This window comes from Zobellella aerophila (assembly GCF_039539325.1).
GTDB classification, from domain to species: Bacteria; Pseudomonadota; Gammaproteobacteria; order Enterobacterales; family Aeromonadaceae; genus Oceanimonas; species Oceanimonas aerophila.
In genome coordinates this window covers 70,852-97,076 of sequence record NZ_BAABCX010000003.1, presented here as the reverse complement: position 1 = coordinate 97,076, position 26,225 = coordinate 70,852, and the positions used below count along the sequence as shown (strand labels likewise).

Annotated in this window: 23 protein-coding genes; 13 read left to right on the top strand and 10 right to left on the bottom strand. The window is 61.9% G+C overall.

What is annotated here, in order from left to right; translation table 11 throughout:
* Window positions 1–174: 174 nt before the first annotated feature.
* The 7 genes from ABD806_RS11950 to ABD806_RS11920 all read left to right on the top strand — a co-directional run bounded on the left by ABD806_RS11950 (window position 175) and on the right by ABD806_RS11920 (window position 9,344).
* Window positions 175–375, top strand: coding sequence for a hypothetical protein (locus ABD806_RS11950; protein ID WP_344958255.1), 201 nt, complete (start codon window positions 175–177; stop codon window positions 373–375).
* A 68-nt stretch (window positions 376–443) separates the two neighbouring features.
* Window positions 444–1,364, top strand: a complete 921-nt coding sequence (locus ABD806_RS11945; RefSeq protein ID WP_344958253.1) for a DMT family transporter — start codon at window positions 444–446, stop codon at window positions 1,362–1,364.
* A gap of 33 nt (window positions 1,365–1,397) precedes the next feature.
* Window positions 1,398–1,667, top strand: coding sequence for a hypothetical protein (locus ABD806_RS11940; RefSeq protein WP_344958251.1), 270 nt, complete (start codon window positions 1,398–1,400; stop codon window positions 1,665–1,667).
* 9 nt (window positions 1,668–1,676) lie between these two features.
* Window positions 1,677–3,467, top strand: coding sequence for an aminopeptidase P family protein (locus ABD806_RS11935; protein ID WP_344958249.1), 1,791 nt, complete (start codon window positions 1,677–1,679; stop codon window positions 3,465–3,467).
* Window positions 3,468–3,575: 108 nt separating this feature from the next.
* Window positions 3,576–4,925, top strand: coding sequence for a CDP-diacylglycerol--serine O-phosphatidyltransferase (gene pssA / locus ABD806_RS11930; protein ID WP_344958247.1), 1,350 nt, complete (start codon window positions 3,576–3,578; stop codon window positions 4,923–4,925).
* Between the two features lie 150 nt (window positions 4,926–5,075).
* Complete coding sequence (gene recG, locus ABD806_RS11925; protein ID WP_344958245.1) at window positions 5,076–7,148, top strand: ATP-dependent DNA helicase RecG; 2,073 nt, start codon at window positions 5,076–5,078, stop codon at window positions 7,146–7,148.
* Between the two features lie 165 nt (window positions 7,149–7,313).
* Window positions 7,314–9,344: an AsmA family protein gene (locus ABD806_RS11920; protein ID WP_344958243.1), complete on the top strand. Its 2,031-nt coding sequence runs from the start codon at window positions 7,314–7,316 to the stop codon at window positions 9,342–9,344.
* Window positions 9,345–9,408: 64 nt separating this feature from the next.
* On the opposite strand, the gene ABD806_RS11915 is transcribed toward ABD806_RS11920, so the two are convergent.
* The 4 genes from ABD806_RS11915 to ABD806_RS11900 form a co-directional block, all read right to left on the bottom strand.
* Window positions 9,409–10,299, bottom strand: coding sequence for a bifunctional GNAT family N-acetyltransferase/hotdog fold thioesterase (locus ABD806_RS11915; RefSeq protein ID WP_344958241.1), 891 nt, complete (start codon window positions 10,297–10,299; stop codon window positions 9,409–9,411).
* Window positions 10,300–10,371: 72 nt separating this feature from the next.
* A complete protein-coding gene (gene dtd / locus ABD806_RS11910) occupies window positions 10,372–10,809 on the bottom strand; it encodes a D-aminoacyl-tRNA deacylase (protein WP_344958239.1) in 438 nt (145 codons plus the stop codon).
* Window positions 10,806–11,765: a prolyl aminopeptidase gene (pip, locus tag ABD806_RS11905; RefSeq protein ID WP_344958237.1), complete on the bottom strand. Its 960-nt coding sequence runs from the start codon at window positions 11,763–11,765 to the stop codon at window positions 10,806–10,808. Before pip ends, dtd begins: the two co-directional genes overlap by 4 nt.
* The gene (locus tag ABD806_RS11900; protein ID WP_344958235.1) at window positions 11,765–12,667 is read right to left on the bottom strand and encodes a virulence factor BrkB family protein; all 903 of its coding nucleotides are present in this window, start codon (window positions 12,665–12,667) and stop codon (window positions 11,765–11,767) included. The genes pip and ABD806_RS11900 overlap by 1 nt, the downstream gene beginning before the upstream one ends.
* Before the next feature lie 111 nt (window positions 12,668–12,778).
* On the opposite strand from ABD806_RS11900, the gene ABD806_RS11895 reads away from it, so the two are divergent.
* The gene (locus tag ABD806_RS11895; protein ID WP_344958233.1) at window positions 12,779–13,426 is read left to right on the top strand and encodes a DUF2959 domain-containing protein; all 648 of its coding nucleotides are present in this window, start codon (window positions 12,779–12,781) and stop codon (window positions 13,424–13,426) included.
* A gap of 67 nt (window positions 13,427–13,493) precedes the next feature.
* Here ABD806_RS11895 and typA read toward each other — a convergent pair whose 3' ends face one another.
* Complete coding sequence (gene typA / locus ABD806_RS11890; RefSeq protein WP_344958231.1) at window positions 13,494–15,320, bottom strand: translational GTPase TypA; 1,827 nt, start codon at window positions 15,318–15,320, stop codon at window positions 13,494–13,496.
* Between the two features lie 333 nt (window positions 15,321–15,653).
* Here typA and glnA point away from each other — a divergent pair, with 333 nt between their 5' ends.
* A complete protein-coding gene (gene glnA / locus ABD806_RS11885) occupies window positions 15,654–17,063 on the top strand; it encodes a glutamate--ammonia ligase (RefSeq protein WP_344958229.1) in 1,410 nt (469 codons plus the stop codon).
* Between the two features lie 134 nt (window positions 17,064–17,197).
* On the opposite strand, the gene ABD806_RS11880 is transcribed toward glnA, so the two are convergent.
* Genes ABD806_RS11880 through slyA form a run of 3 tightly spaced genes read right to left on the bottom strand, consistent with a single transcriptional unit; the run spans window position 17,198 to window position 19,747 of the window.
* On the bottom strand, window positions 17,198–18,241 hold the full coding sequence (locus ABD806_RS11880; protein ID WP_344958227.1) for a DUF2955 domain-containing protein: 1,044 nt from the start codon (window positions 18,239–18,241) through the stop codon (window positions 17,198–17,200).
* A gap of 8 nt (window positions 18,242–18,249) precedes the next feature.
* On the bottom strand, window positions 18,250–19,299 hold the full coding sequence (locus ABD806_RS11875; protein ID WP_344958226.1) for an HlyD family secretion protein: 1,050 nt from the start codon (window positions 19,297–19,299) through the stop codon (window positions 18,250–18,252).
* A 7-nt stretch (window positions 19,300–19,306) separates the two neighbouring features.
* Window positions 19,307–19,747: a transcriptional regulator SlyA gene (gene slyA / locus ABD806_RS11870; protein ID WP_344958225.1), complete on the bottom strand. Its 441-nt coding sequence runs from the start codon at window positions 19,745–19,747 to the stop codon at window positions 19,307–19,309.
* A 120-nt stretch (window positions 19,748–19,867) separates the two neighbouring features.
* On the opposite strand from slyA, the gene ABD806_RS11865 reads away from it, so the two are divergent.
* The 4 genes from ABD806_RS11865 to add all read left to right on the top strand — a co-directional run bounded on the left by ABD806_RS11865 (window position 19,868) and on the right by add (window position 24,008).
* Window positions 19,868–20,407 (top strand): DUF4124 domain-containing protein, encoded by a 540-nt coding sequence (locus ABD806_RS11865; protein WP_344958224.1) that lies wholly within the window; start codon window positions 19,868–19,870, stop codon window positions 20,405–20,407.
* A gap of 71 nt (window positions 20,408–20,478) precedes the next feature.
* Window positions 20,479–21,531, top strand: coding sequence for a nitrogen regulation protein NR(II) (gene glnL, locus ABD806_RS11860; protein WP_425583121.1), 1,053 nt, complete (start codon window positions 20,479–20,481; stop codon window positions 21,529–21,531).
* A gap of 8 nt (window positions 21,532–21,539) precedes the next feature.
* A complete protein-coding gene (gene glnG, locus ABD806_RS11855; protein WP_344958222.1) occupies window positions 21,540–22,967 on the top strand; it encodes a nitrogen regulation protein NR(I) in 1,428 nt (475 codons plus the stop codon).
* A gap of 36 nt (window positions 22,968–23,003) precedes the next feature.
* Entirely contained in the window at window positions 23,004–24,008 is a 1,005-nt protein-coding gene (gene add, locus ABD806_RS11850; protein WP_344958220.1) for an adenosine deaminase, read from the top strand.
* Window positions 24,009–24,077: 69 nt separating this feature from the next.
* Here add and ABD806_RS11845 read toward each other — a convergent pair whose 3' ends face one another.
* Complete coding sequence (locus tag ABD806_RS11845; protein WP_344958218.1) at window positions 24,078–24,785, bottom strand: sulfite exporter TauE/SafE family protein; 708 nt, start codon at window positions 24,783–24,785, stop codon at window positions 24,078–24,080.
* Window positions 24,775–26,214, bottom strand: coding sequence for an amidohydrolase family protein (locus tag ABD806_RS11840; protein WP_344958215.1), 1,440 nt, complete (start codon window positions 26,212–26,214; stop codon window positions 24,775–24,777). The genes ABD806_RS11845 and ABD806_RS11840 overlap by 11 nt, the downstream gene beginning before the upstream one ends.
* Window positions 26,215–26,225 lie beyond the last annotated feature (11 nt).

Below are 26,225 nucleotides of genomic sequence, written 5' to 3'. Positions count from 1 at the left end.
GTCCGCTCACTGTAACGGTTAGCCAGATCAATGAACATGGACCATAAGCACAAATTCTCTTATCTATGCCCGTTATACTCATCCCCATGCAAGCGGGTCTATATTCCACAAGACACATGGGTTAGTTTGTTCAAACAGCCATAGAATCATCTTGTGACCTAAAGGCGGGCCCTTATGCTGATGTGGATACTCCTGCTCGCCAGTGCCAGCCTGCTGCTGTTCCTGTTCATCAATCACGGACGCTCCCGGGCCGACCTGGAGGCCAGGCTGAATGCCCTGGAGGCAGAAAACCGGCGTCTGCACGAACGGGTGTCCACCCTGGAAAGCCTGGTGCTGGAAAAGGAAAAGCGGCGGCCCTTCGAGGAATTGGAATGAGCGGGCCCTTGCTCCCCGTCACTGAGCTTCCTACACTGGCCCATTCTGTGCCCGGGTCGATAACCACAATGAAAGATCAAAAGAAAGCCTATCTGTTCGGACTGGGGGCGGTCGCCTGCTGGTCGACGGTGGCGACCGCCTTCAAGCTGTCGCTGAACTATTTTTCCCCACCCCAGCTGTTGCTGGTGGCCACCGCCAGCTCGATCCTGGTGCTGCTGGGGCTGCTCGTCCGGCAGGGCAAGCTGGCCCTGCTCGGCACCTACCTGCGGGCCCGTCCCGGTTTCTACCTGCTGCTGGGCCTGCTCAACCCGGCGCTCTATTACCTGATCCTGTTCCAGGCCTATGACCGGCTGCCGGCCCAGCAGGCACAGACCCTGAACTACACCTGGGCCATCACCCTGACCCTGCTGGCGGTGCCCTTCCTGGGTCAGAGGATACGCAGGCAGGACTGGGTTGCCATCGTGCTCGGCTACCTGGGCGCCATGGTGATCGCCACCAGAGGCGACCTGCTCAGCCTGGATTTTGAAGACCCGATAGGCGTAGCCCTGGCGCTGATCTCCACCCTGATCTGGGCCGGTTACTGGATCCTCAACACCCGCAACCAGGGGGATCCGGTGGTGGCGCTGACCCTGAGCTTTATGCTGGCATTGCCGGTGATTGCCCTGGCCACCGCCATCTGGTCGGATTTTAACCTCAGCGCCTGGCAGGGCTGGGTCGGCGCCGTCTATGTGGGGCTGTTCGAGATGGGCTTCGCCTTCGTGATGTGGCTGATGGCCATGAAACACGCGGAGAACACGGCGCGCATCTCCAACCTGATCTTCATCGCGCCCTTCGCCTCCCTGCTGCTGCTGCGCCTGCTGGTGGGCGAAGAAATCTATACCGCCACCCTGGTGGGCCTGCTGATGATAGTGGCGGCCCTGCTGATCCAGCAGATCAGGGGGCCGGTACGGGCCTCGCGCCCGTTTGCCAAGGGTCGTAAGGCGGAGTAGAGTGACCAGAACCAAGACCCTATACGATCTCAGATGAGCCGGGCTCTCCATAAAACCCTGACCCCGCCGGTAGTTGAATACCTGCTTGCCCTGGCGCCGGTCGAGCAGCTCGACCCTGGCTGCGACCGGTATATTCAGCCGGAACTGCTCCACTCCCGCCAGGGCATCATCACCGCCGAGCGGGAATATAGCCGGCTGTCGCAGCTGTGCCGCCAGCGCCGCAAGTTCGAAGCCGCGGCCCTGCTGAAACCGCATATCGAATCGGCGGGTCAGTCCATTAAACAACCGCTCAATTCTCGCTAAGGAAGCTTTATGATGCACGCCAACCGTCTTGCCGATCTGCGCCAGCGCCTGCAGCAACAGGGCCTGGATGCCTTTATTATTCCCCATGACGACGAACACCTGGGTGAATACATTCCCCCCTACGCCGAGCGGCTGGACTGGATCAGCGGTTTCAACGGTTCGGCCGGGGCCGCCGTGGTGCTGGCCGAACAGGCGGCCATCTTTGTCGACGGCCGCTACACGGTGCAGGTGCGCCACCAGTGCGACCCGACGCTGTTTGCATTCCACCACCTGATCAACGAACCCTACCTGGACTGGCTGGCCGAACGGCTCGAGGGCGGTGCCCGGGTCGGCTTCGACCCCCGGCTGCACAGCCAGAAATGGTATCAGGATGCGGATGCCAGGCTGGCGGACCAGGGGATCAACCTGGTGCCCATGAGTCACAATCCCATCGACCGGCTCTGGCATGACAGGCCCGCCCCCGGCCACCATCCCGCCAGCCTGCTCAGCCAGGAGTACAGCGGCCAGCATAGCGAGGCCAAACGCCACCGCATTGCCGAAACCCTGGCCGCCGGCAACATAGACGCCCAGTTGCTGACCCAGGCGGAGCCGATCAACTGGCTACTCAATATTCGTGGCCGGGACATCCCCTGCCTGCCGGTGGTGCTCAGCTTCGCCCTGCTGCACCGGGACGGCCGGGTACAGCTGTTTGCCGACCCGGACAAATTCACCGATCTGGAGCTGCAGGCCCACTGCGGCCAGGACGTGACCCTGGCGCCCATGGATGCCCTGGAACAGGCGCTGACCGAGTTGGGCCGGCAGGGTGCCCGGGTCCAGTTGGACCCCAGCACCGCCAACGCCTGGAGCGCCCTGGTGCTGAGCCGGGCCGGAGCCGAGCTGATCTACGGGGACGATCCCTGCATGCTGCTCAAGGCCTGCAAGAATCCGGTCGAAGTGCACGGCAGCCGCGCCGCCCATCTGCGCGATGGCGCCGCCGTATGCCGCTTCCTGGCCTGGCTCGACCGCCGGCTGGCCGAACCCAATCCCGAACAGGAAGACGAAGGGACCCTGGCCGATCGGCTCGCGGCCTGCCGCCGGCAGAGCCCGGAGTTTGTCGAGCCCAGTTTCAGCACCATCTCGGCCCTGGGGCCCAACGCCGCCATGTGCCACTACCATCATGTCAATGGCGTGCCCCGCCGCCTGGGCCAGGATGCCATCTACCTGGTCGACTCCGGCGGCCAGTATCTGGACGGCACCACCGACATTACCCGTACCGTGGCGGTCGGCCGGCCCGACGACGACATGCGCAAGCTGTTCACCCTGGTGCTGCGGGGCCATATCGATCTGGCCCAGGCCCGCTTCCCCGCCGGTACCGGCGGCCTGCAGCTCGACGCCCTGGCGCGCATGCCCCTGTGGCAGCAGGGCTATAACTTCGATCACGGCACCGGCCACGGGGTCGGCCACTTCCTCAGCGTGCATGAAGGTCCCCAGCGGATCTCGCCCAAAGGCAGCATGGTACCGCTGACCACCGGCATGATAGTGTCCAACGAACCCGGCTATTACCGGGAGGATGCCTTCGGCATCCGCTGTGAAAATCTGGTGGTGGTGCAGCCCGCCGCCACCGACGGCGACATCCCGGTGTTCGAGCTGGAAACCCTGACCTTCGTGCCCTTCGACCGCCGGCTGATCGATCCAACCTGGCTCGAGCCCAAGCACATCGCCTGGCTCGACGACTACCACCGGCAGGTATGGGAAAAAGTCAGCCCGCAGCTGGACGGGGAAGAGCTGGACTGGCTGAAGCAGGCGACCAGGCCGCTGTAAGACCCGGGCGGCAATTTGCCGCCCTTCCGATAAATTCGGTACACTGCCCCCGAATTTTGTCGTTTGGGTATGGTCTTAAACGGCAACCTATCTTCTTCAGGGTTATCTATGCAGCTAGCGAATTACTACAGAAAATTGCTCGAACGCATGCCCAAGCTGGCGGTCGACGCCGATCAGGTGCAGGTGCTCCATTCTGCCAGGGCATTCAAGCAGCGGTTGCTGGAACTGATCAGCCGGGCCCAAACCCGCATCTACCTGGTCTCCCTGTACCTGCAGGATGACCAGGCCGGCCGGGAAATCCTCACCGCCCTCTATGAGGCCAAACAGGCCAACCCGGCCCTGGATATCCGCCTGTTCGTCGACTTCCACCGGGCCCAGCGGGGCCTGATCGGCCATCAGGGGCAAGGCGGCAACCACCTGATGTATCAGGAATTCGCCGCCCGCTACCCGCAACAGATAGCCATCCACGGGGTGCCGGTCAAGGGCCGGGAAATCCTGGGGGTACTGCACCTCAAGGGCTTTATCTTCGACGACACCCTGCTCTATTCCGGCGCCAGCCTGAACGATATCTATCTGCACCAGCAGGACAGGTACCGCTTCGATCGCTACCACCAGATAACCCATCCCCAGCTGGCCCAGACCATGGTCAACTATGTCCGCGAGCTGTTTATCGATAACCCGGCGGTGCCCCCCTTGACCCGGGCGGATATCCCCCGGGCCCGCCAGCTGCGCAACGAAATCCGCCTGTTCAAGCAGGCGCTGCGCCGCACCCAGTACCAGTTTCGCGACACCCCCCGCAACCCGGGACAGGTGTGCATCACCCCGCTGGCCGGCCTGGGCAAACGCGGCAACCGGCTGAACCGTACCATCCGCACCCTGGTGCGGGGCACCCGCCAGCGGCTGTTTGTCTGCACCCCCTATTTCAACCTGCCCAAGCCGTTGGCCCGGGATATCCGCAACCTGCTGAAGAAGGGGATCGAGGTCACCCTGGTACTCGGCGATAAAACCGCCAACGACTTCTATATCGCGCCGGAAGAGAGCTTTCGTACCATTGGCGGCCTGCCCTATCTTTACGAATCCAACCTGCGCCGCTTCGCCCGCGCCAATCAGACCTTTATCTACCAGGGTCATCTCAATATCATGCTCTGGCGCCACGAGCGTAACTCCTACCACCTCAAAGGGCTCTTCGTCGATGACGACCTGGCGATGATCACCGGCAACAACCTCAACCCCCGTGCCTGGGGCCTGGATCTGGAAAACGGCCTGCTGGTGCAGGATCCTGAGCTGTTGCTTAAGCCCCGTTTCGAGGCGGAGCGGGAAAATATCCTGGCCCATTGCCAGCGCATCGAACATTTCAGCGAGATAGAAGAGCTGGATGACTATCCTCAGGCAGTACAGAAACTGCTGAAACGCGTCCAGCGCACCCGCGCCAATGTACTGCTGAAACGGCTGCTCTGAGACGGGGACTTGAGACCGGGGATTGGGGACAGGAAAATCCCCAATCCCCAATCCCCAATCCCCAGTCCCCAGTCCCCAGTCCCCAGTCCCCAGTCCCATTTTGAACCCGGCTTTGCTATCCTCTGTAAATATTTACAGTGTAGGGCCGCTATGAATCTGGACAAGATGTCCCTCAGCCTGCTCAAGGGCGTGGGTGATAAGATGCTGGAAAAACTGCACCGTCTGGGTCTGGAAACGGTGCAGGATCTCTTGTTCCATCTGCCCCTGCGCTACGAAGACAGGACCCGGGTCTACCCCATCGCCGGGCTGATACCCGGTATGCACGTAACAGTGGTGGGCGAGATCACCGACAACCGCCTGGTCTTCGGCCGCAAGCGCATGCTCACCTGTCGGATGCAGGATCACAGCGGCTCGCTCACCCTGCGTTTCTTCAACTTCGCCGCCGCCCAGAAAAACAGCCTGACCGCCGGTACCCGGATACGGGCCTTCGGCGAGGTTCGCCCCGGCCATCATGGCCTGGAAATAATCCATCCCGAATACAGCCTGCTCGGTGCCGACGAACCCGTGTCGGCCGAGGCCAGCCTGACCCCCGTCTACGGCACCACCGAGGGGTTGCGTCAGCTGAGCCTGCGCCAGCTGACCGAGCAGGCGCTGACCCTGCTGGAACAGCAGCCGCTGCAGGAATGGCTGCCCGATGGCCTCTATCCCCATCAGCTCGGCCTGAACCAGGCGGTTCGCCTGCTGCACCGGCCACCGCCCGATGTGGCGTTGGAACAGCTGGAGCTGGGCAGCCATCCGGCCCAGACCCGGCTGATCATGGAAGAGCTGCTGGCCCAAAACCTGTCGGTGCTACAGGTGCGCGAGCAGAGCCAGGCCCATGCCGCCCGCCCCCTGCCCAGCCCCCGGTCCCTGATAGACGACTTCCTGGCCCGGCTGCCCTTCGAACCGACCGGCGCCCAGTCGCGGGTAGTGGCCGAGATCGGCCGGGATCTGCACAAGCCGGTGCCCATGATGCGGCTGGTACAGGGCGACGTGGGCTCGGGCAAGACCCTGGTGGCGGCCCTGGCGGCGCTGCAGGTGATCGGCAATCAGGCTCAGGTGGCTCTGATGGCCCCCACCGAACTGCTGGCCGAACAGCATGCGGCCAACTTTTCCGCCTGGCTCAAGCCGCTGGGCATAGAGGTCGGCTGGCTGGCGGGCAAGGTCAAGGGCAAGGCCCGCACCGAGCAGCTGGCCAGGATCGCCAGCGGCGAGCTGGCGATGGTGGTGGGCACCCATGCCCTGTTTCAGGAACAGGTGGTGTTTAACGCCCTCGAACTGGTGATCATCGACGAGCAACACAGGTTCGGCGTCCATCAGCGCTTGGCGCTGCGGGAGAAGGGCAGCCAGGGCGAGGTCTATCCCCATCAGCTGATCATGACCGCCACCCCCATACCCCGCACCCTGGCGATGACCGCCTATGCGGATCTGGACACCTCGATCATCGACGAGCTGCCACCGGGGCGCAGCCCGGTGACCACGGTCGCCATCCCGGATACCCGCCGCGAGCAGGTGATTGCCCGGGTGCGAGAGGTGTGCCGGGAACAGGGCCGGCAGGCCTACTGGGTGTGCACCCTGATCGAAGAGTCGGAGGTGCTGGAATGCCAGGCGGCGGAAGACACGGCCGCCCAATTGCTACAGCAATTGCCCGAGCTGAAGGTGGGCCTGGTCCACGGCCGGATGAAGGCGGCGGATAAACAGGCCGTGATGGCCGACTTCAAGGACGGCAGGCTGGACCTGCTGGTGGCCACGACCGTGATCGAGGTGGGGGTGGATGTGCCCAACGCCTCGCTGATGATCATCGAGAACCCGGAGCGGCTGGGGCTAGCCCAGCTGCACCAGCTGCGTGGCCGGGTCGGTCGGGGCGCCGCCGCCTCCCACTGTGTGCTGCTCTACCACGCGCCCCTGTCGAAAACCGCCGGCCAGCGGCTGGGGGTATTGCGGGATACCGCCGACGGCTTCGTCATCGCCCAGAAGGATCTGGAAATCCGCGGCCCGGGCGAGCTGCTCGGCACCCGCCAGACCGGCCTGGCCGACCTGAAGATTGCCGATCTGGTGCGGGATCAGCACCTGCTGCCCGAAGTCCAGCGGCTGGCCCGTTACCTGGCGGACCGGCACCCCCAGGTGGTGGCACCGCTGATCCGCCGCTGGCTGGGGCTGCGCGATCATTACGGCAAGGTGTGAGCGGCCATCACGGAATTGACCGCCCTCGTGCCGACTCGCACACGCCTTCCCTGGGGCCAACGGCCGGCATCAAGGCCTGTTAACCCCGTTTTCGGTGACCGCTGGTTTGCGCATTACCCCAAGCCGGGTATGATGGCTAAGTCATGGATTTAAAAGGGATGATGCATGAAGAAGCTGGGCGGTTTTTTGCTGGTGCTGGTGTTGCTGCTGCTGGTCGCCGGCTGGCTGCTGCTGGGCTTTTTCGATGCCAACAGGCTGAAAAAGCCGGTGCTGTCCTGGCTGAACCAACAGACCGAGCTGGCCCTGGAGGTCGGCAGCCTCGACTTCAACCCCCTGCATCCCTACACCTTGCTGGCCAAGGATGTGCGCTTGGGCGACTGGTTCAGCGCCAAAGAGGTCTATCTGGAGCTGGCCGAGCTGTCGCCTCGCTCAGGCAGGGTCAGCGTGAAGCTGGTCGATCTGATAGACCCCTATATCGCCCTGGATCGGGCCACCGAGGTCGCCTTACCCGCCAACCTGGCCAATGTACAGATCCAGGAACTGAATACCGACAACCTGTCGCTGACCCTGGCCGACTGGCAGGCGCATGATATCAATCTCCATCTGAGCGGCTGGCAGCCGAGGAAGGACGGTCGGTGGCAGCTGTGGTCTCCGCTCATGGTATCGGGCACCGCCGGCGAGCTGTCCCATCCCCTGCTGGAAGCCTCCCAGATCGAGCTGGAAGGCAATATCCGCGGGCAGCAACTCACCCTGAACAAGCTGCAGAGCCGCCTCTATGACGGCCTGTTCGACAGCCAGCTGAGCCTGAAATGGCCCGCGCGGGAGCTGACACTGACCGGCCCCCAATTCAGCCACAACCGGCTGCAGTTTTCCCGTCTGCCCAGCCTGGCACCGGACTGGAAAATCTTTGTCAACCGGGCCAGCTTCAGCGATCTCAGCCTGAACTTTCCGGCCCTGACCGCCAACGGCGTCAGCGGTACCCTGAGGTACGGAGAATGGCAGGAAGAGGGTCTACCCGAGATGCGCGGTCAATGGCAGGCGGAAGAAGCCGTTCTCGACTGGCTCCGGTTGGGTCAGCACAGGGGTCAGCTGCTCGGCAGCCGGGAGCGCCTGGGCCTGAGCCTGCAGGGCAAGGCCTATCAAGGCAGTGTCGATGCGGAACTGGGCTGGTATCCGGAGCAGGGCCGGCTGGATATAGACAAGCTGCAGCTGTTGAACACCAAGCTGGCATGGCTGCCCGAACTGCGCTGGCCGCTGCCGGACATTCGCATCCACAAGCTGAACCTGAGCCAGGGCGAGCTGCTGTCGGCCGATCCGGCGCTGCCCCTGTCGATCCACGGCTGGCAGCTGTTCGTCACCGACCTGGCCTGGGCCGGGGATCAGTGGCGGCCGTTGACCGAACAGGCACGGCTGGACAGCAATTGGTTTGAGCTGGCCTATGACAGCCTGATCGCCCGCCAGACCAGCGTCGCGGCGCGGCTGACCGATACCCGCCTTTATCTGGACCAACTGAGCGGCCAGCTGCTGGACGGTCAGCTGAGTGCCCATGGCAGCATGGCCGTCTTCCCTCCTTACCTGGCCGAGCTTGAACTCAACGGCCACCAGCTCGATTTAAGCCGGATCAGTCGCTGGCTGCGGACCGACCAGGATTTCTCCGGCAAGCTGGATATCAGTGGCCGGCTGGCGGGGACGCCTGGAGATATTCCCGGCTGGCAGGGGCAGCTGGCGCTGTCCGGCCAGGATATTTTTATCGAGCAGTTCAACCTGGACGCCTGGCTGAGGGACAGGCTGCAGGAACAGTATCCCTCCCCCAGGCAGGTGGACCCCCTGCTGGCCGCCATGGCGCTGACCGGGGGCAGTGCCTTTATCCACCAGGCAGAGCTGGCCGGCCCCATCAACCGGGGACGCTGGCGGCTGACCGGCAGCGCCCTGCAGACGGTGCGCCACCTGCTTGCCATCCGCGGCGAGCTGGATCTGGCCGGTGGCTGGCAGCTTGAACTGGGTGCCATCAACGACAGTGGCTGTCGCGAGCTGGCCATCCGCCTCGGCGGAGGCTGGCAAACCCCCTCCCTCAGCCTCTATCAGCCGCCCCTGGCCGAGCCCTGTAAGGCCTGGTATCGGGGACCCGTACCCTATCCCGCCGCCGGGATTCCGGGACGGCTGAAGGGGGCGCTGAGCCCGGGGAATAAGGAATAAGGAATAAGGAATAAGGAATAAGGAATAGGGAGCCTGATTTATAGCTCCCTGATTGCAAAAAGGTTTATTGCGGCAGTATCACGTAACGGCCGCTGAACCGGGCGCCCTTGGTTTCGCCGCTATAGAGGGTTACATCCAGCTCAATCTTGACCCTTTCGCCCCGCTTCAGCGGCATCAGCTGCTCCCGCAGCCGCCCCTGGACCTCGGCTGTGGGCTCGTCCCATACCGGTGTCAGGTACTTGATTTCACCATGGCCCTGCACTATGTCGCCGGTAACGCCGAACTCCTGCATCTGCAGCCAGATCAGCCCCCAGCCGGTCAACACGCACTGGCTGTAGATACTGCCGGCAAACATGGACTCATGCAGGTTGAGGTTGGCATTGAGGTTGGCCTTGGTTTTAAACCTGGAGCCCGTGTACTGAATGATCTTGACCCCCATCTTGTCGCTGATGGGGATGCGCCTGTGCCACAGCCGTTGTAGTTCGTCACATAATTCGGGCCTATGACTGATCTGGTGGATGGGCGCCAAGGTCTTGATCATCTGCCGATGGGGGATCTTGCCGAAGCTGATCGGGCCTTCCCCCACCACGGTAAAACCGCAGCGGCTGTAGAAGGCCACGGCTTCTTCCCGGGCATTCATTACTAGCCGGCGTACCCCTTGCTGACGGGCGACCTGCTCCAGTGCCTGCACCATTTGCGTGCCCAGGCCCTTATCGCGGCAATCGGGTACCACCGCCATAAAGCGGATCTGGGCCTCGTCCCCGCTCACATACAGACGTCCGATGGCGGCCAGCCTGCCGTCATCGTCCACCATCATGCGATGGAGGGCATATTCGTCAAATTCATCGCGTTCAGAACCCTTGGGTTGCTGCCAGGGTTTGCGCAGCAACTGCCAGCGCAGCTGGTAATAGGCTTCCAGTTCCGCGTCCGTTTGCGGGGTGACCACCCGGTACATGGTCTGCTCCTGTTTGGTTTGTCAGTACCCATCTTGCCGCGAGTGCCGGCAGAGTGCAATTAAGGCGGGGAATTATACCTGTAACCAGAAGGTTACCGGGCCGTCGTTATTGAGGGACACCTGCATCTCGGCGGCGAAGCGGCCGGTCTCGGTCCGGACCCCCTGATCGCGGGCCGCCATGACGAAGTAATCGTACCAGCGCTCGGCGTCCGCCGGACTGGCTCCCCGCGAAAAGCTGGGCCGCAAGCCGCTGTTGGTATCCGCCGCCAGGGTAAACTGGGACACCACCAGCAGCTCGCCGCCGGCCTGCTTCAGGTTGAGGTTCATCTTGCCCGCCGGGTCGGTAAACACCCGGTAGCCCAATACCTTGTTGAGCAGCTTATCGGCCTTGGGCTTGTCGTCTTCCCGCTCAACACCCAACAACACCAACAGGCCGGGCCCTATGGCCCCCACCTGCTCTCCCGCGACGGTCACCGACGCCCGGGTCACTCTCTGGATCAATGCAATCATGCGTGTGCCAACTCCCGCGCCATGGTATCCGTGGCTTTAACCAAAGCATCTATCATACCCGGTTCAAAGGCGGAATGACCGGCATTGGGCACGATTTGCAGCTCCAGCTCGGGCCAATGGTCGCTCAGGCTCAGGGCCCCGGCCGGCTTGCAGATGACGTCATAACGGCCATGGACCAGCACAGCCGGCAGGTGGCGAATCTTTTCTATATTACGGATGATATGATTTTCTACGAAAAAACAATGATTTACAAAGTAATGGCATTCTATCCTGGCCAACGCCAGGGCGCTGTGGGTTTCGCCGTAATATTGTTCGGCATCGAGCCTGGGCAAGAGGGTGGAGATACGCCCTTCCCAGATGGCCCAGGCCCGGGCGGCCTGCAGCCGGGCCAGCTCATCGTTACTGGTCAGCAGCCGGTAATAATGACTCAGCAGGTGTCGGGCATCGCCGTCCAGGGGCGCCAGGAAATCCCGGTAATAATCGGGAAACAACTGGGCTGCCCCGCCGTCGGGCTGATACAGCCAATGCAGATCCTGCTCCCTGCCCAGAAACAGGCCCCGCAACACCAGCCCCAGTACCCGGTCGGTATGGGCGAGGGCATAACAGAGCGCCAGGGTAGAGCCCCAGGAGCCGCCAAACACCAGCCAGCGCTCTATGCCCAGTTCGCCGCGGATGGCTTCCATATCCTCCACCAGCGCCTGGGTATGGTTGTCGGCCAGCTCCGCGTGAGGCTCGGAGCGGCCCGCGCCACGCTGATCGAACAGTATGATTCGATACAGCTGCGGATCGAAAAAACGCCTGTGTTCCGGACTGGTTCCGGCCCCCGGGCCACCATGGACCAGCACCACCGGAATACCCAGCGGATTACCGCTTTCTTCCACATAGAGCCGGTGACGGTCGGATACCGCCAGCCAGCGGCTGTGATTCTCGGCAATCGCCGGATATAAAACACGCATCAAGGCCCATCCTTCGCTGATTGTTCTTCATTTTCCCTAAAGCTTAGCCCGTGGCTGCGTTCATAGTCACCCAGGCTGGCAGTCAATTCAGCCCCCAGCAACGCCACCAGCCAGCTGACATATACCCAGACAAACAGTATGGGTATGGCCGCCAGGGCGCCGTAAATCACCTGGTAGGAGGGAAACTGGGTGATGTAGAAAGCGAACGCCCGCTTGGCCAGTTCGAACAACAGGGCGGCCACCAGGGCGCCACAGATGGCATGCCCGAAGCGCACCCGGGTATTGGGCACCACCATGTAAAACACCAAAAACATCAGGGTCGACAGCAGAAACGGCAGCAGATGCAGCAACAAGGCGCCGACACCGAAGAAACTTTCGCCCTCAAAGATACCCAGCGAGATCACATAGGAACTCACCGCCAGGCTGGTCCCCACCAGTATCGGCCCCAGGGTCAGGATCATCCAGTAGGTGGAAAAAGCCACCGACCAGCGCCGTTTGTTGGTGACCCGCCAGATATGGTTGAAGCTCTGCTCTATGGTGGAGATCAGCATCATGGCGGTCACCGCCAGGGCCGTCACCCCTATCGCGGTCATGCCGGTGGCATTGTCCACAAAGCCCTGGATATGCTGCTTGACCACCTCACCGGCGGTCGGCACAAAGTTAGCAAAAACAAAGTTCTGCAGGCTATCCCTCAACTCGGCAAACATAGGGAACGCCGACATCATGGCGAACACCACGGAGACCAGGGGCACCAGCGACAGCAGGGTGATATAGGCCAGGTAACCAGCGGTCACCGTCAGCCGATCCTGGCTGACTCGTTTAAGCAAGAAGCGGCCATAATCGGTACCGTGGTGCTGAATAAAGCTCAGGCGATGCCCGAGGCGGGCAAAAAACGTACTCATAAGGACTCCGGCTGCGCTGCTCTGGCCTATTCTGACAAATTACGCCGTCTAAGTTCCAGTTGGATATATGTTAATCTTGACGAATAAGCGGCTTGATTAAGGATAATACCGATGAAAAGGGTCCTGTTTCTGTTTTGCCCCGTGTTGCTCGCCCTGTTACCGGCCGGCTGCTCCAGTGTCTATTACGACGCCATGGAACAGGTGGGGGTGCATAAACGGGACATTCTGGTCACCCGGGTAACCGCGGCCCGCGACGCCCAACAGCAAGCCCAGGCCGAGTTTAAGGATGCCCTGACCCGGATGAAGGAACTCACCGGCTTTCGGGGCGGCGAGCTGGAGCAGGCCTATGAGCAGACCCGCTCCGCCTATGAGCACAGCGCGACCGCCGCCCGGGAGGTCAGTGCACGGATCGAAGCGGTGGACGACGTTGCCGGTGCCTTGTTCAAGGAATGGGAAAACGAGTTGAAGCAATACAGCAGTGCCAGCCTGCGCCGGGACAGCGCCGCCAAGCTTGGCAGCACCCGGGAGCGTTATCGCCAGCTGCTGGCCGCCATGCGCCGGGCCGAGGGGACCATGGAACCGGTACTGGCGACCCTCAGGGACAATATGCTGTATCTCAAGCACAACCTGAACGCCGCCGCCATCGGTGCCCTGCGGGGCGAGGTGGACAGCCTGCAACGCGATGTCGGCCGGCTGCTGCAGGACATGGATAAATCCATCCGCGAGTCCGAGGCCTTTATCCGCCATCTCAAGGCTTGAGCCCGGACCCGCCACCATAAAAAAGGGCGCCGAAGCGCCCTTGTTTGCATCCAACTTGCCTATCGGCTTATGCACGACCGGCGCGTTTGCGATCGTTCTCGGTCAGCAGACGCTTGCGGATACGGATATGGTTGGGAGTGACTTCCACCAGTTCATCGTCATCGATGAATTCCAGCGCCTGCTCCAGGGTCATCTTGATCGGCGGCACCAGGGTCAGCGCTTCATCAGTACCGGCGGCACGGATGTTGGTCAGCTGCTTGCCTTTCAGACAGTTGACGGTCAGGTCGTTGGAACGGTTGTGGATACCGATCACCATGCCTTCGTACACCTCGGTGGCATGCTCGATAAACAGACGGCCACGCTCCTGCAGGTTGAACAGGGCATAGGCAAGGGCCTTGCCCTTGCCGTTGGAGATCAGCACACCGTTGTTACGCTGGCCGATGTTGCCGCCCTTATGCGGACCATAATGATCGAAGGTGTGGTACATCAGGCCGGAGCCGGAAGTCATGGTCATGAACTCGGTCTGGAAACCGATCAGGCCACGGGCAGGAACCATAAAGTCGATACGCACCCGACCCTTGCCATCCGGAACCATGTTGGTCATTTCGGCCTTGCGCTCGCCCAGTTTTTCCATCACCGAACCCTGGCTGTTTTCTTCCACGTCCACGGTCAGAGTTTCGAAGGGCTCCATCTTGACGCCGTCTTCTTCCTTCAGGATAACCTCGGGACGGGACACCGCCAATTCGAAGCCTTCGCGACGCATGTTCTCGATCAGGATCCCCAGGTGCAGCTCGCCCCGGCCGGAAACGCGGAACTTATCGGGATCACCAGTTTCTTCCACGCGCAGGGCCACGTTGTGCACCAGCTCCTGGGTCAGGCGCTCGAGGATATTACGGGAGGTGACGTACTTGCCGTCCTGGCCGGCGAAGGGTGAGGTATTAACCTGGAAGGTCATGGTCACAGTCGGTTCATCGACCGACAGCGGCGGCAGGGCTTCTACCGCGCCCTGGGCACAGACGGTATCGGAGATCTTCAGCTCGCCCAGGCCGGTGATGGCCACGATATCGCCGGCATTGCCTTCGGTGACTTCATGGCGCTTGAGGCCCAGGTAACCCATGACCTGGCCAATCTTGCCGTTACGGGTCTTGCCGTCGGCACCGATCACGGTAACCTGCTGGTTCACCTTGACGGTACCGCGCTTGATACGGCCGACGCCGATAACACCCACATAGGAGGAGTAATCGAGCTGGGAGATCTGCATCTGCAGGGGGCCTTCGATGTCGGCATCGGGTACCGGCACCTGATCCACTATGGTCTGGAACAGGGCGGTCATGTCCTCGGCCGGGGTATCGGCGTCGAGAGAAGCCCAGCCGTTCAGGCCGGAAGCGTAGACCACCTGGAAGTCCAGCTGGTCATCGGTGGCGCCCAGGTTGTCGAACAAATCGAACACCTGGTCCATTACCCAGTCGGGACGGGCACCGGGCTTGTCCACCTTGTTGATCACCACGATCGGCTTCAGGCCCTGGGCAAACGCCTTCTGGGTCACGAAGCGGGTTTGCGGCATGGGACCTTCCTGGGCATCGACCAGCAGCAGCACCGAGTCTACCATGGACATGACCCGCTCGACTTCGCCACCGAAGTCGGCATGGCCCGGGGTGTCCACGATGTTGATGCGGTAGTCCTGGCCTTCGGGAGAAGTCCAGCGAATGGCGGTGTTCTTGGCAAGAATGGTAATGCCGCGCTCCCGCTCTATATCGTTGGAGTCCATGACCCGCTCTTCGGCTTCACCGCGTGACTCCAGCGTGCCTGACTGCTGCAGCAGCTTGTCTACCAGGGTGGTCTTGCCATGGTCAACGTGGGCAATGATGGCGATATTACGTAAGTTGTCTAACATTCCTGCCTCAAAAATACCGGGGTGGATAAAAAATGGTCGGTCATTTTACTCGGCCACCGATGATCTGCCTAGCAGATTTGAAAATTACTGTGCAACGACTGTTCAAGCGGGCCAGAATGCACCATGATGGCCATTGCCAGCGGGCATTTGCACCAAAAAGATCCAGGAATGCACCACAGTGGTGCAATGCCGGCATATTCTGGCCTGTGCCTGAGGTTAAAATCCCTGTGTGACAACGGGTTGACGATCTGGCATGGTTTTCGCTTTATATTTTGGCAACTGATGAATTTGCTCATCAGACCCTAGGATAATTAATTTTGGAGGTCGACACAGATGTCAGCTGAAAACGTAATGGCTATGATCAAAGAACACGATGTCAAATTCATCGATCTGCGTTTTACCGATATCAAAGGTAAAGAGCAGCACGTTACCTTGCCGGTCAACCAGATCAATGAAGATTTCTTCGAAGACGGCAAGATGTTCGATGGTTCTTCCATGACCGCCTGGAAAACCATCCATGAGTCTGACATGGTGCTGATGCCTGACGCCTCTACCGCGGTGATGGACCCCTTCACCGAAGATGCCACCCTGAACATCCGCTGCGACGTGCTCGAGCCCAGCACCATGCAGGGTTACGACCGTGACCCGCGCTCCATCGCCCGCCGCGCCGAAGAATACCTGGTATCCACCGGCATCGCCGACACCGTGCTGATCGGCCCGGAACCCGAATTCTTCATGTTCGATGACGTGCGCTTCAGCACCGACATGTCCGGCAGCTTCTTCAAGATCGACGATGTGGAAGCCAAATGGAACTCTGGCCGCGACTACGAAGAAGGCAACAAGGGCCACAGGCCCGGCGTGAAAGGTGGTTATTTCCCGGTTGCCCCGGTTGACTCCTCCCACGACATCCGCTCCGCCATGTGTCTGATCATGGAAGAAATGGGTCTGGTGGTTGAAGCCCACCACCATGAGGTGGCCACCGCAGGTCAGAATGAAATTGCTTGTAAATTCAATACCCTGACCCTGAAAGCGGACGAGATCCAGATCTACAAGTACGTCGTTCACAACGTCGCCCACGCGTTCAACAAGACCGCGACCTTCATGCCCAAGCCGCTGGTAGGCGACAACGGCTCAGGCATGCACGTGCACCAGTCCCTGGCCAAGAACGGTGAAAACCTGTTCTCCGGCGACCTGTACGGCGGCCTGTCAGAAATGGCGCTGTTCTACATCGGCGGTATCATCAAGCACGCCCGTGCCCTGAACGCCATCACCAACCCGTCCACCAACTCCTACAAGCGTCTGGTGCCCGGCTTCGAAGCCCCGGTGATGCTGGCCTACTCCGCCCGTAACCGTTCCGCTTCCATCCGTATCCCGCTGGTCAGCTCACCCAAGGCCCGTCGCATCGAGACCCGCTTCCCGGATCCGGCCGCCAACCCTTACCTGTGCTTCGCCGCGCTGCTGATGGCCGGCCTGGACGGTATCCAGAACAAGATCCACCCGGGCGATGCCATGGACAAGGATCTGTACGACCTGCCGCCGGAAGAAGCCGCCGAGATCCCGACCGTGGCCGTTTCTCTGGACAACGCCCTGGACTGCCTGGACAAGGATCGCGAGTTCCTGACCCGTGGCGGCGTGTTCACCGACGACCTGATCGACTCCTACATCAAGTACAAGCGCAAGGAAGCCGAGATGATCAACATGGCTGTTCATCCGCTGGAATTCGATCTGTACTATTCCGTATAAAGCCAACAGCCACAGGCTGGAAGCTGGAAGTCAAAGGGCCCGGGAAACCGGGCCCTTTTCTTTGGTCCGAGCCTTGGATACCGCCGCTTGCGGCTTATCGGCGGAGGTGCCCTGTTGCCTTTCTCTTCGTCAATTCAAACAGCCGGGCTGGCAGGCTTAAACACTTCCCGCTCACAGCACCTGGTGGCGGGAAACAGGTTCAGCAGCCTGTGCACCAGATAGACGCAGCACAGGGTCAGCAGTACGGCCACCGTCAGTGAACTCATCCGGTACAGGGCGCTGTACACCAGATCGTGCTCCGGCGTGACATACTGACCAAACAGAATACCTATGGTGGTCAATCCCGCGAAACCGACCCCGGGCAAGCCCTCCTTGGCGTGCACACGGGCAAACAGCATGGCGCAAACCCAGAACGCCGGCATCAGCAACAACAAGTGATGGTAATGGTCATAGAGCAGCAGCTGGAACAGCATGCCCAGACCACAACCCAGCAGGGTACCTGTGCAGCGCTGCCGGCCCGACTGTACCGACCCGGCAAAGCTCATGGGGAACAGGACGAGCACGGTGGCCACCTGAGCCGACAACGAGTCGGCCAGATCCACCGTCTGGAAGACCACGAAACTCAAGGTCGCCACTATGGCTCCCAACAGCGCCTGGTGGCGGATCAGGCTGGCGCCCTTCTCCGGCAAGGCCCGCGCCTGGGGTGGCTCGGTATTGGGCAGCAGGGCATAGAGCAGATAGGCCACCGCCACCGCCAGCACCGAGGCGGTGATATTGCTCATCGCCATATCCATCAGATCGAACTGCCGATAGCTGGCAAAGTGCAGCATGATACTGAGGCTGACGCAGCCCGTGGCCCCGAACAGCATCAGCGGCCCCTTGGCCATTAAAAAGAAGCGCGCCAGGAACAACACGAACACCGCCACCGTATAGGCCGGCGGCCAGTGGCTCAGCAGCCCGGGCAGGAGCATGATCTCCAGGGAAGTAAGCAGGGACGAGCCGATAAACTGCAACGCCACCAAACGGTTGAGCACCGGCACCATGCCCAGCAGCAACATGGGGTAGACGGTAAAGAACACCCCGAAGTTCCAGTTCATCCCCTTGGCCAGCAGCATGCCGGCGGTACTGCCGATGGCAACCCGCAGGCAGAGTCGCAGCCGATCTTCACTCAGCTCCATGCCGCCTCCTAGTACAGATAGCGCAGCTGACTGACCAACCAGGCCTGCATCCTGCCCAGCCCACGCAACAACAGGTTATCGCTGGGATACAGCTGCACCGTGGCCTTGGCACCGGTGGCCAGCGGCGGCCAGTCCTGCTCCAGGCGGATATGGGTGCGCAGCCGCTGGGCGTCACGCACCCAGCGATCCGAGTTGGCCGGCTGCGCCAGCCGGCCGTCGGCCAGCTGCTGGCCGTCGCGCACCCCACTGTCGATATTGCTGATCCGACCGCTGAAGATCTGCCCGGGCAAGGCATCGAAGACGATATCGACCGGCGTGCCCCCGGCCACATGACGCAGGCTTTTTTCCCGCAGATCCGCCGTCACCCAGGCCTGGTCCGACACCAGCGCCAGCAACGGCTGACCGACCTGGGTATAGGTGCCCTCCTGCAACTGCAGGTTGCCGATCTTCCCGGACACCTCGGCCCGCACCCGGGTGCGGGACAGGGCCAGCCGGGCCTGGCTGAGGGCATTTTCCGCCTGCCGCAACTGCACCTCGCCCGCCTTGCCCGCCTGCACCGTCTCGCCCAGCCGGGCTTCGATGGCCCGCAGCCGGCTCTGCGCCTGCTCCGCCCGGCTGGCCGCCTGTTCCCGCTGCTGCACCGACATATGCCCCTGCCGGTGCAGGCGGCCGACCCGCCTGGCCTCCCGCGACAGTTCATCCGCCTGGATCCGCTCCTGCTGCAGGGTCGCTTCGGCGGCCTGCCGGGCCGCCCCTAAGCGCCCCTGCTCCACCCTGGCCAGCGCCAGCTTGAGTTCGGCCTGCTGCTCGGCCAGCCGATAGTCGCTGTCATCCACCTCAAACAGCAGGGTGCCCGCCTCGACGTGCTGATTATTCTCTACATATACCCGGCTCACCTGGCCGGCCACCCGAGCCGCAACCGGTGCCACAAAGCGCTGAACCTGGGCCTGGGGCGTCATCGGCATATAGTTGTCGGCGAGAATAAAATAGGCAAAGAGCAGGAAGAAGGCGAGCAGCGCCCCCCTGACCCAGCGGCTGAAACTTTGTTCTGGAGTCATGATTACCTCAGCTTGATAAGTGGGAATGGCCGCTGATGTGCTGCAGGTTATCCTTGATTTGCTCCATCACCCGACTGAAATGCTGTAAATCCTGTTCACTCAGGCCCGTCAATATCTGCTGCCTGCTGTCGTCCAGTACTTTTTCCATCTGCACCAGCAGGGGCGTGGCCTGCTCGGTGAGATGCACTGTTTTGGCGCGTCTGTCATCGGGACAGGGGCGGCGCTCGATCAGGCCTGCCGCCTCCAGCCCGTCCAGGGTGCGTACCAGGGTCGGATTTTCCACCCCGACACAGCGAGCCAGCTGGGTCTGCAACACACCGTCTTTCAATCTCAGGTGGTAGAGGGTGATCCAGCGGCTTTGGGTCAGGCCGAGCGGTTTAAGCCGTTCGTCATTCACCCAGCGCCACTGACGCACGATATAGGCCAGGGTCATACCCAATGTATTCATCTCAGCTCCAATATAGTTAGCATGCTAATTATATTCTTGCTAATTTTTTGTACAAGATTTATTTATCTCACCGATGCCGTTCACTATGCTTAGAACATGCTCAAGCCTTTGGGGGCTGTGATGAAATACTGCTTGTTACCCCTGCTGCTGAGCCTGCCGGCGGCGGCCGACCCCCTGTACCAGCGGGTCGATGACAGCGGGGTCGGCCATGCTTCCGAACGCCCCCACCCGGACGCCAAGACCGCCCCGGTGAACCCTGTAGTGCCTGTCCCGGACAGCCTGCCACCGGCAACCATGCCCGCCGCCGACGACTCCTCGCCCATGGCCGCGGCTCCGCCCCTGCCCATTACCAACTACCAGGTTAGCTTCGGCCATCCGAGAGATGGTGACACCCTCTTCGAACACCAGGACAGGGTCCGCCTGACCGCCCTCCTCGACCCGCTACCGGAACACTATCAACTGGAGCTGTGGCTGGATGGCCAGGCCGCCGTCCGGGTCAGTAACTGCACCAGCCTGACCCTGGAAAACCTGGCGGAGGAGCAATACCAGGCTTTTTTCAAGCTGCTCGATAAAGACGGCAAGTTTCTTGCAGAATCTTCTACCATAACCTTCTACCTACACCGGGCTCGGGTCGAGCAGGCCAGCCAGGACGCACCATAAGGCTGCAGACCGCATCCGAGCCGGTTAGAATAAATGCACCATGTTGGTGCAACCACCATTGAGAGGGCAAGGTGTTGGGATCCCAAATCACCACCAAAGCGATTATCGATAACCTGCTGACCGCCGTGCTGGTGGTCGACGGCAGCTTGTCGGTCTGTTTTGCCAATACCGCCGCCGAGCAGTTGTTGACCCTGAGCCAACGCCGGCTGCAGGAGGCCTATCTTGATCATCTGGTCGAGGATATTTCCCTGGATACCCGGCGTATCAAGCGTTGCATCGAGACCGAGCAGGGTTTTACCGACAGCGAGGTGCAGTTGGTGATCGACGGCGCCCCCCGTTGGGTCGATGTGACCGTCTCGCCGTTTATTCTCGAGGGTAATACCCTGGCCCTGATCGAACTGCGCCTGATCGATCAGCAAAAGAAAATCAGCCAGGAACTGCAGCAGCGGGCCCAGCAGCAGGCGGCGCGGGAGCTGGTGCGCGGCCTGGCCCATGAAATCAAGAACCCGCTGGGCGGCCTGCGCGGCGCGGCCCAGTTGCTGGAGCGGGAGCTGGCGCAGGAAGAATTGAAAGAATTCACCCAGCTGATCATCGCCCAGGCCGACCGGTTGCGGAACCTGGTAGACAGGCTGCTGGGGCCTCAGCGACCGGGGCTGCGTCAGGTCACCAATCTGCATTCGGTGCTGGAGCAGGTCCGGCAGCTGGTGGCCATGGAGATCCCCCAGGAAATCCACATCGGCCGCGACTATGACCCCAGCATCCCCGACTTTGAAATGGATCCCGAGCAATTGCAGCAGGCCATACTCAACATAGTGCGCAACGCGGTCGAGGCCCTGGCCGGCCGGGGGCAGATCCAAATCCGCACCCGCACCGCCTTCCAGGTAATGCTGCAGGGGCGTCGCTACCGGCTGGCGGCGGAAATCCGCATCATCGACGACGGCCCCGGTATTCCCGAGCAACTGCGGGACACCCTCTTCTATCCCATGGTGACCGGCCGGGAAGGCGGTACCGGGCTTGGCCTGTCGATTGCCCAGGATCTGATCCATCAGCACCAGGGCCGCATCGAATGCCAGAGCCGGCCGGGGCACACCGAATTTATAATCTATCTGCCGCTACGACGATAGGAGGACTTATGGCTGAACTGGTATGGATAGTGGACGACGACAGCTCAATCCGTTGGGTACTGGAACGGGCCCTGGGTCAGGCCGGTTTTCGTTGCCACAGTTTTGAAGATGGCGAGAGCGTGCTGGCGGCCCTGCCTCAGGGCCGGCCCAGCGTGGTGATCTCCGATATCCGCATGGGCGGCATGGATGGCCTGGAACTGCTCAATGCCATCCACCGTCAGGCCCCCCAGCTGCCGATCATCATCATGACGGCCCACTCGGATCTGGACAGCGCGGTCAGCGCCTATCAGCATGGCGCCTTCGAGTATCTGCCCAAGCCCTTCGATATCGACGATGCGGTCGCCCTGGTGCAGCGCGCCGTGGCCCATCTCAAGGAGAGCAAGTCCAAGGGCAAGGTCGTCGAGCAGGAGGCCGTCAATGCCCCGGAGATCATCGGCGAAGCCCAGGCCATGCAGGAGGTATTCCGGGCCATAGGCCGGCTGGCCCGCTCCTCCATCTCCGTGCTGATCAACGGCCAGAGCGGGACCGGCAAGGAGCTGGTCGCCCACGCCCTGCACAAGCACAGCCCGCGCGCGCGTAATCCGTTTATCGCCCTCAATATGGCGGCCATCCCCAAAGACTTGATCGAATCCGAGCTGTTCGGCCATGAAAAAGGCGCCTTTACCGGTGCCAACAGCGTGCGTCAGGGCCGTTTCGAGCAGGCCGACGGCGGCACCCTGTTCCTCGATGAAATCGGCGATATGCCGCTCGATATCCAGACCCGGCTGCTGCGGGTGCTGGCAGATGGCCAGTTTTATCGGGTCGGCGGCCATCAGCCGATCAAGGTGGATGTGCGTATCATCGCCGCCACCCACCAGGATCTGGAACAGAAGGTGGAGGCCGGGGATTTCCGGGAAGACCTGTTCCACCGGTTGAACGTGATCCGGGTGCATATGCCAGCGCTGAAGGACAGGCGGGAAGACATCCCCAAGCTGGCCCGGCATTTCCTGGCCCGGGCGGCCAAGGAGCTGTCGGTAGAGGCCAAAAGCCTGCATCCGGATACCCAGGCCTATCTGCAAACCCTGTCCTGGCCGGGCAATGTACGTCAGCTGGAAAATGTCTGCCGCTGGCTGACGGTGATGGCGTCCGGCCAGGAAGTGCTGATCGCCGATCTGCCCCCCGAGTTGATGCACAAAGAGCGAGAAAAAGAACGGGACGGCACCGGCTATGACTGGCGCCAGTCCCTGAAAGAATGGGCCGAACAGGCGCTGGCCAAGGGCCAGCAGGATCTGCTGGCCGATGTGCAGCCGGAATTTGAGCGCATCCTGCTGGACTGCGCCCTGAGCCACAGCCAGGGCCATAAACAGGAAGCCGCCCGCCTGCTGGGCTGGGGGCGCAACACCCTGACCCGCAAGTTAAAAGAATTGCATGGTGACGACAGCCTGGTCGAGGACTAACATCTAGCGGAGACTGCAACGATTAAGGAAAACACCATGATAGACCCAAGCCTGCCCCTGCTCGATCTGCACCGCCACCTGGACGGCAACATTCGGGCCGCCACCATACTGGAGCTGGGGCGCGCCTTCGACATGATGCTGCCGGCCACCGAACTGGCCGGACTCAGACCCCATGTGCAGGTAGTGGACAATGCCCCGGATCTGGTGTCTTTCCTCAGCAAGCTGGACTGGGGCGTCAAAGTGCTGGGCGACTACGATGCCTGCCGCCGGGTCGCCTTCGAAAATGTCGAAGATCTGCAAAGCGCCGGCATCGATTATGCCGAGCTCAGATTCAGCCCGGCCTATATGGCCATGAGCCACGGTCTGGATCCGCAGGGGGTGGTAGAGGCGGTGATCGATGGCGTGGCCGCCGGCAGCCGGGATTTCGGCATACCGGTCAAGCTGATTGGCATCATGAGCCGTACCTTCGGCCAGGACGCCTGCGAGCGGGAGCTGGCCGCCTGCCTAGCCCACAAAGACAGGCTGGTGGCGATGGACCTGGCCGGTGACGAGCTGGGCTTTCCCGGCGAACTGTTCAACGATCATTTCAGGCGGGTGCGGGAGGCGGGCCTGCGCATCACCGTCCATGCGGGCGAAGCCGCCGGCGCCGCCAGCATCTGGCAAGCCATCCGGTCGCTTGGCGCCGAGCGTATCGGCCACGGGGTCAACGCCGTGCAGGATCCCGCTCTGTTGAGCTACCTGGCCGAACAACGTATCGGCATCGAATCCTGCCTGACCTCCAACCTGCAGACCAGCACGGTGGCCGAGCTGAGCAGCCATCCAATACACCGCTTCCTGGAGCTCGGCATACCGGTCTGCCTGAATACCGACGACCCGGCGGTAGAAGGCATTGAACTGCGCCATGAATACCAGATCGCCGCCGTCAGGGCCGGGCTGACCCCGGCTCAGACCCGCCTATGCCAGGAAAACGCCCTGGCCATGGCCTTTATCAGCGCCGGGGAAAAAGCCGCGCTGCTGACGGCCAGCGCCGAACGACAATAGCAGCAGGACTCCTTCTGGCTCTGTCTCTGGATAGGCTGATCGTGCCCGACAGGGCACGGCACCTCCGGGTTATTGCAACAACACTAAGATGCCCGAGCCCAAGGCAAACACCAGCACGAACTGACGCAGGAAACGGGCGTTGACCGTCTTGTGTACCAGCTGGCTCAGGATCAGGCCGGCCGCCAAGGCCGGCAGCATCCAGCCCACCGGTAGCAGCAGCTCACCGTGCAGATGGCCGCTGGCCGCCAACACCAGCAATGACACCAGTTCACCAATCAGAAAGCACAGCGCCACCGAGGCACGCAGGGTCGCCACCGGCATATGCTGATAGACCAGGGCCAGGGGCGGCCCGCCGATACCGGTGGCGGTCTCGGTAATGCCGGTGATGATCCCGGTAGAAACAAAGGCCTTGCGGCCCGGAGAGAAGGCCGGAGCCAACCAGCTGACCAGGGAGGCGGCGATGGTAGACACACCGATCAGGATATTGAGCTGATTCAGGGGCAACACCACCAGCACCCAGAGCCCGCCAAAAGTCCCCAATACCCGGCCGAGAGATATCCATTTAGTGCCCAACAAATCGATGGCGTGCCGTTCCCGCCAAGCGACCAGTGCGTTGAGCGGCAACATCAGCAACAGCAGGCTAATCGGCAGCAACGACGGTGCCAGCAGCCCCAGCACGGGCGCCACGACCAAGGCAAAGCCCATGCCGGTAGTACCCTGGATAAAGGCGCCCCCCGCCACCGCCAAGGCGACCCAGATAAAGGTATCAGGATTCATGTGTACTTTCCGTCATCGTGCAGCAAGGCGGGGTCGGCAGCTCCTTGCGCTCGCTCCGGTGCTGGGAAGAGAAGGCGTGGATCTTCTGGATTGGGGCCTGCTCCACGGCCGTCTTGGCCAGCATACTGACTTCCCGCATCAATGTCCTGGCATCCCAGTCCAGGGGCCAGCCTTGCCACAGCCTCAGCCGTCCGGCGACAAAAACGCCCTGGATCTGATCCCGGTTAGCCAGCCGCACCAGTTCCCAGGACAGATCCCAGGAGGGCAGCATCTCGGGCACCTCCAGATCCACCAGCAGGAAATCGGCAGCCTTGCCCTCGGCTATCACCCCCGTAGCCAAGCCCAACACCCCGGCCCCGCCTTGGGTGGCCTGCTCCAGCCAGGGCCAACCGCCACCGCAGGAAGCATCCCCCACCGCCAGCCCGAAGGCGAAGCGCTGGGCTGCCTCGGCATAGTCCAGCAGCCGGAAGCCGTCACTGCGGGTGCCGTCCGTACCCAGACCGAGGCGGATACCCAGGGTGTCCATCAGCTGAGCCTGGGCCACGGCGTTGCCTTTCCAGGCGCTGGCCACCGGGTTGTAGCTGACGGCGGCGTCGGTGTCCCTGACCATCTTGAGCTCGGTGGGAGTGAGCAGGGTGGCGTGGGCCAACAGGGCCTGGGGGCCCAGGGCGCCCACCCGGTAGAGGTGCTCCACCGGCCTCAGGCCACGCTGTTCCAGGGAGCGCTCAACCGCCACCAGATGCTCGTTGACATGGGTCTGGAACACGATGCCGGCCTCGGCACAGAGCGAGGAAACCGCGTGCAGCATGGGATCTGTGGCGATCTCCGGGATGGGGATCGCCAGGGAAGGCACCACCAGATCATGCCCTTCCCAGGCGGCGATGTGCCGTTCGGCCTGGCTCAACAGCGGAGCCCTGTCCAGCTGCTCCGGGCCCCGTTTGTCGTTACAGACCTGGCCCAACACGCAGCGGATGCCCGCCTCTGTGGTCGCCCGGGCGATGGCGTCCAGACCCTGGCTTGCCCGGGTGCCGGCATCGCAGACGGTGGTAAAACCGCCGCGCAGGGCCTCCAGGGCCGCCAGCTTGGCAGTAAGGTAGAGGCGTTCCGGGTTCAGGCTGGCTTCCATCGGCACCCAGACCCGGCGAAAGATCTCCGAGGGTTCGCCGAATACCAGGGCCTTGCCGAAGGCCTGGGTCAGGTGATGATGGGTATCGATAAAACCGGGCATCAGCAGCTTGCCGGGGAGCCGGGTCAACGGCAGGCCGGGGTACTTGTCCTGCAGCTGGGCCAGGGGGCCGACGGCGGCAAATTTATCGCCGTCCACCAGGATGGCCTGATCCCGTGCCGGTCCTTCCGGCAGCAGCAACCAGTCGGGGGCCAGGAGCTGCGCCTGGTTGTCGAACTGTTGGGGGCTGAGTTGACTGTTCATATTGATCCTTG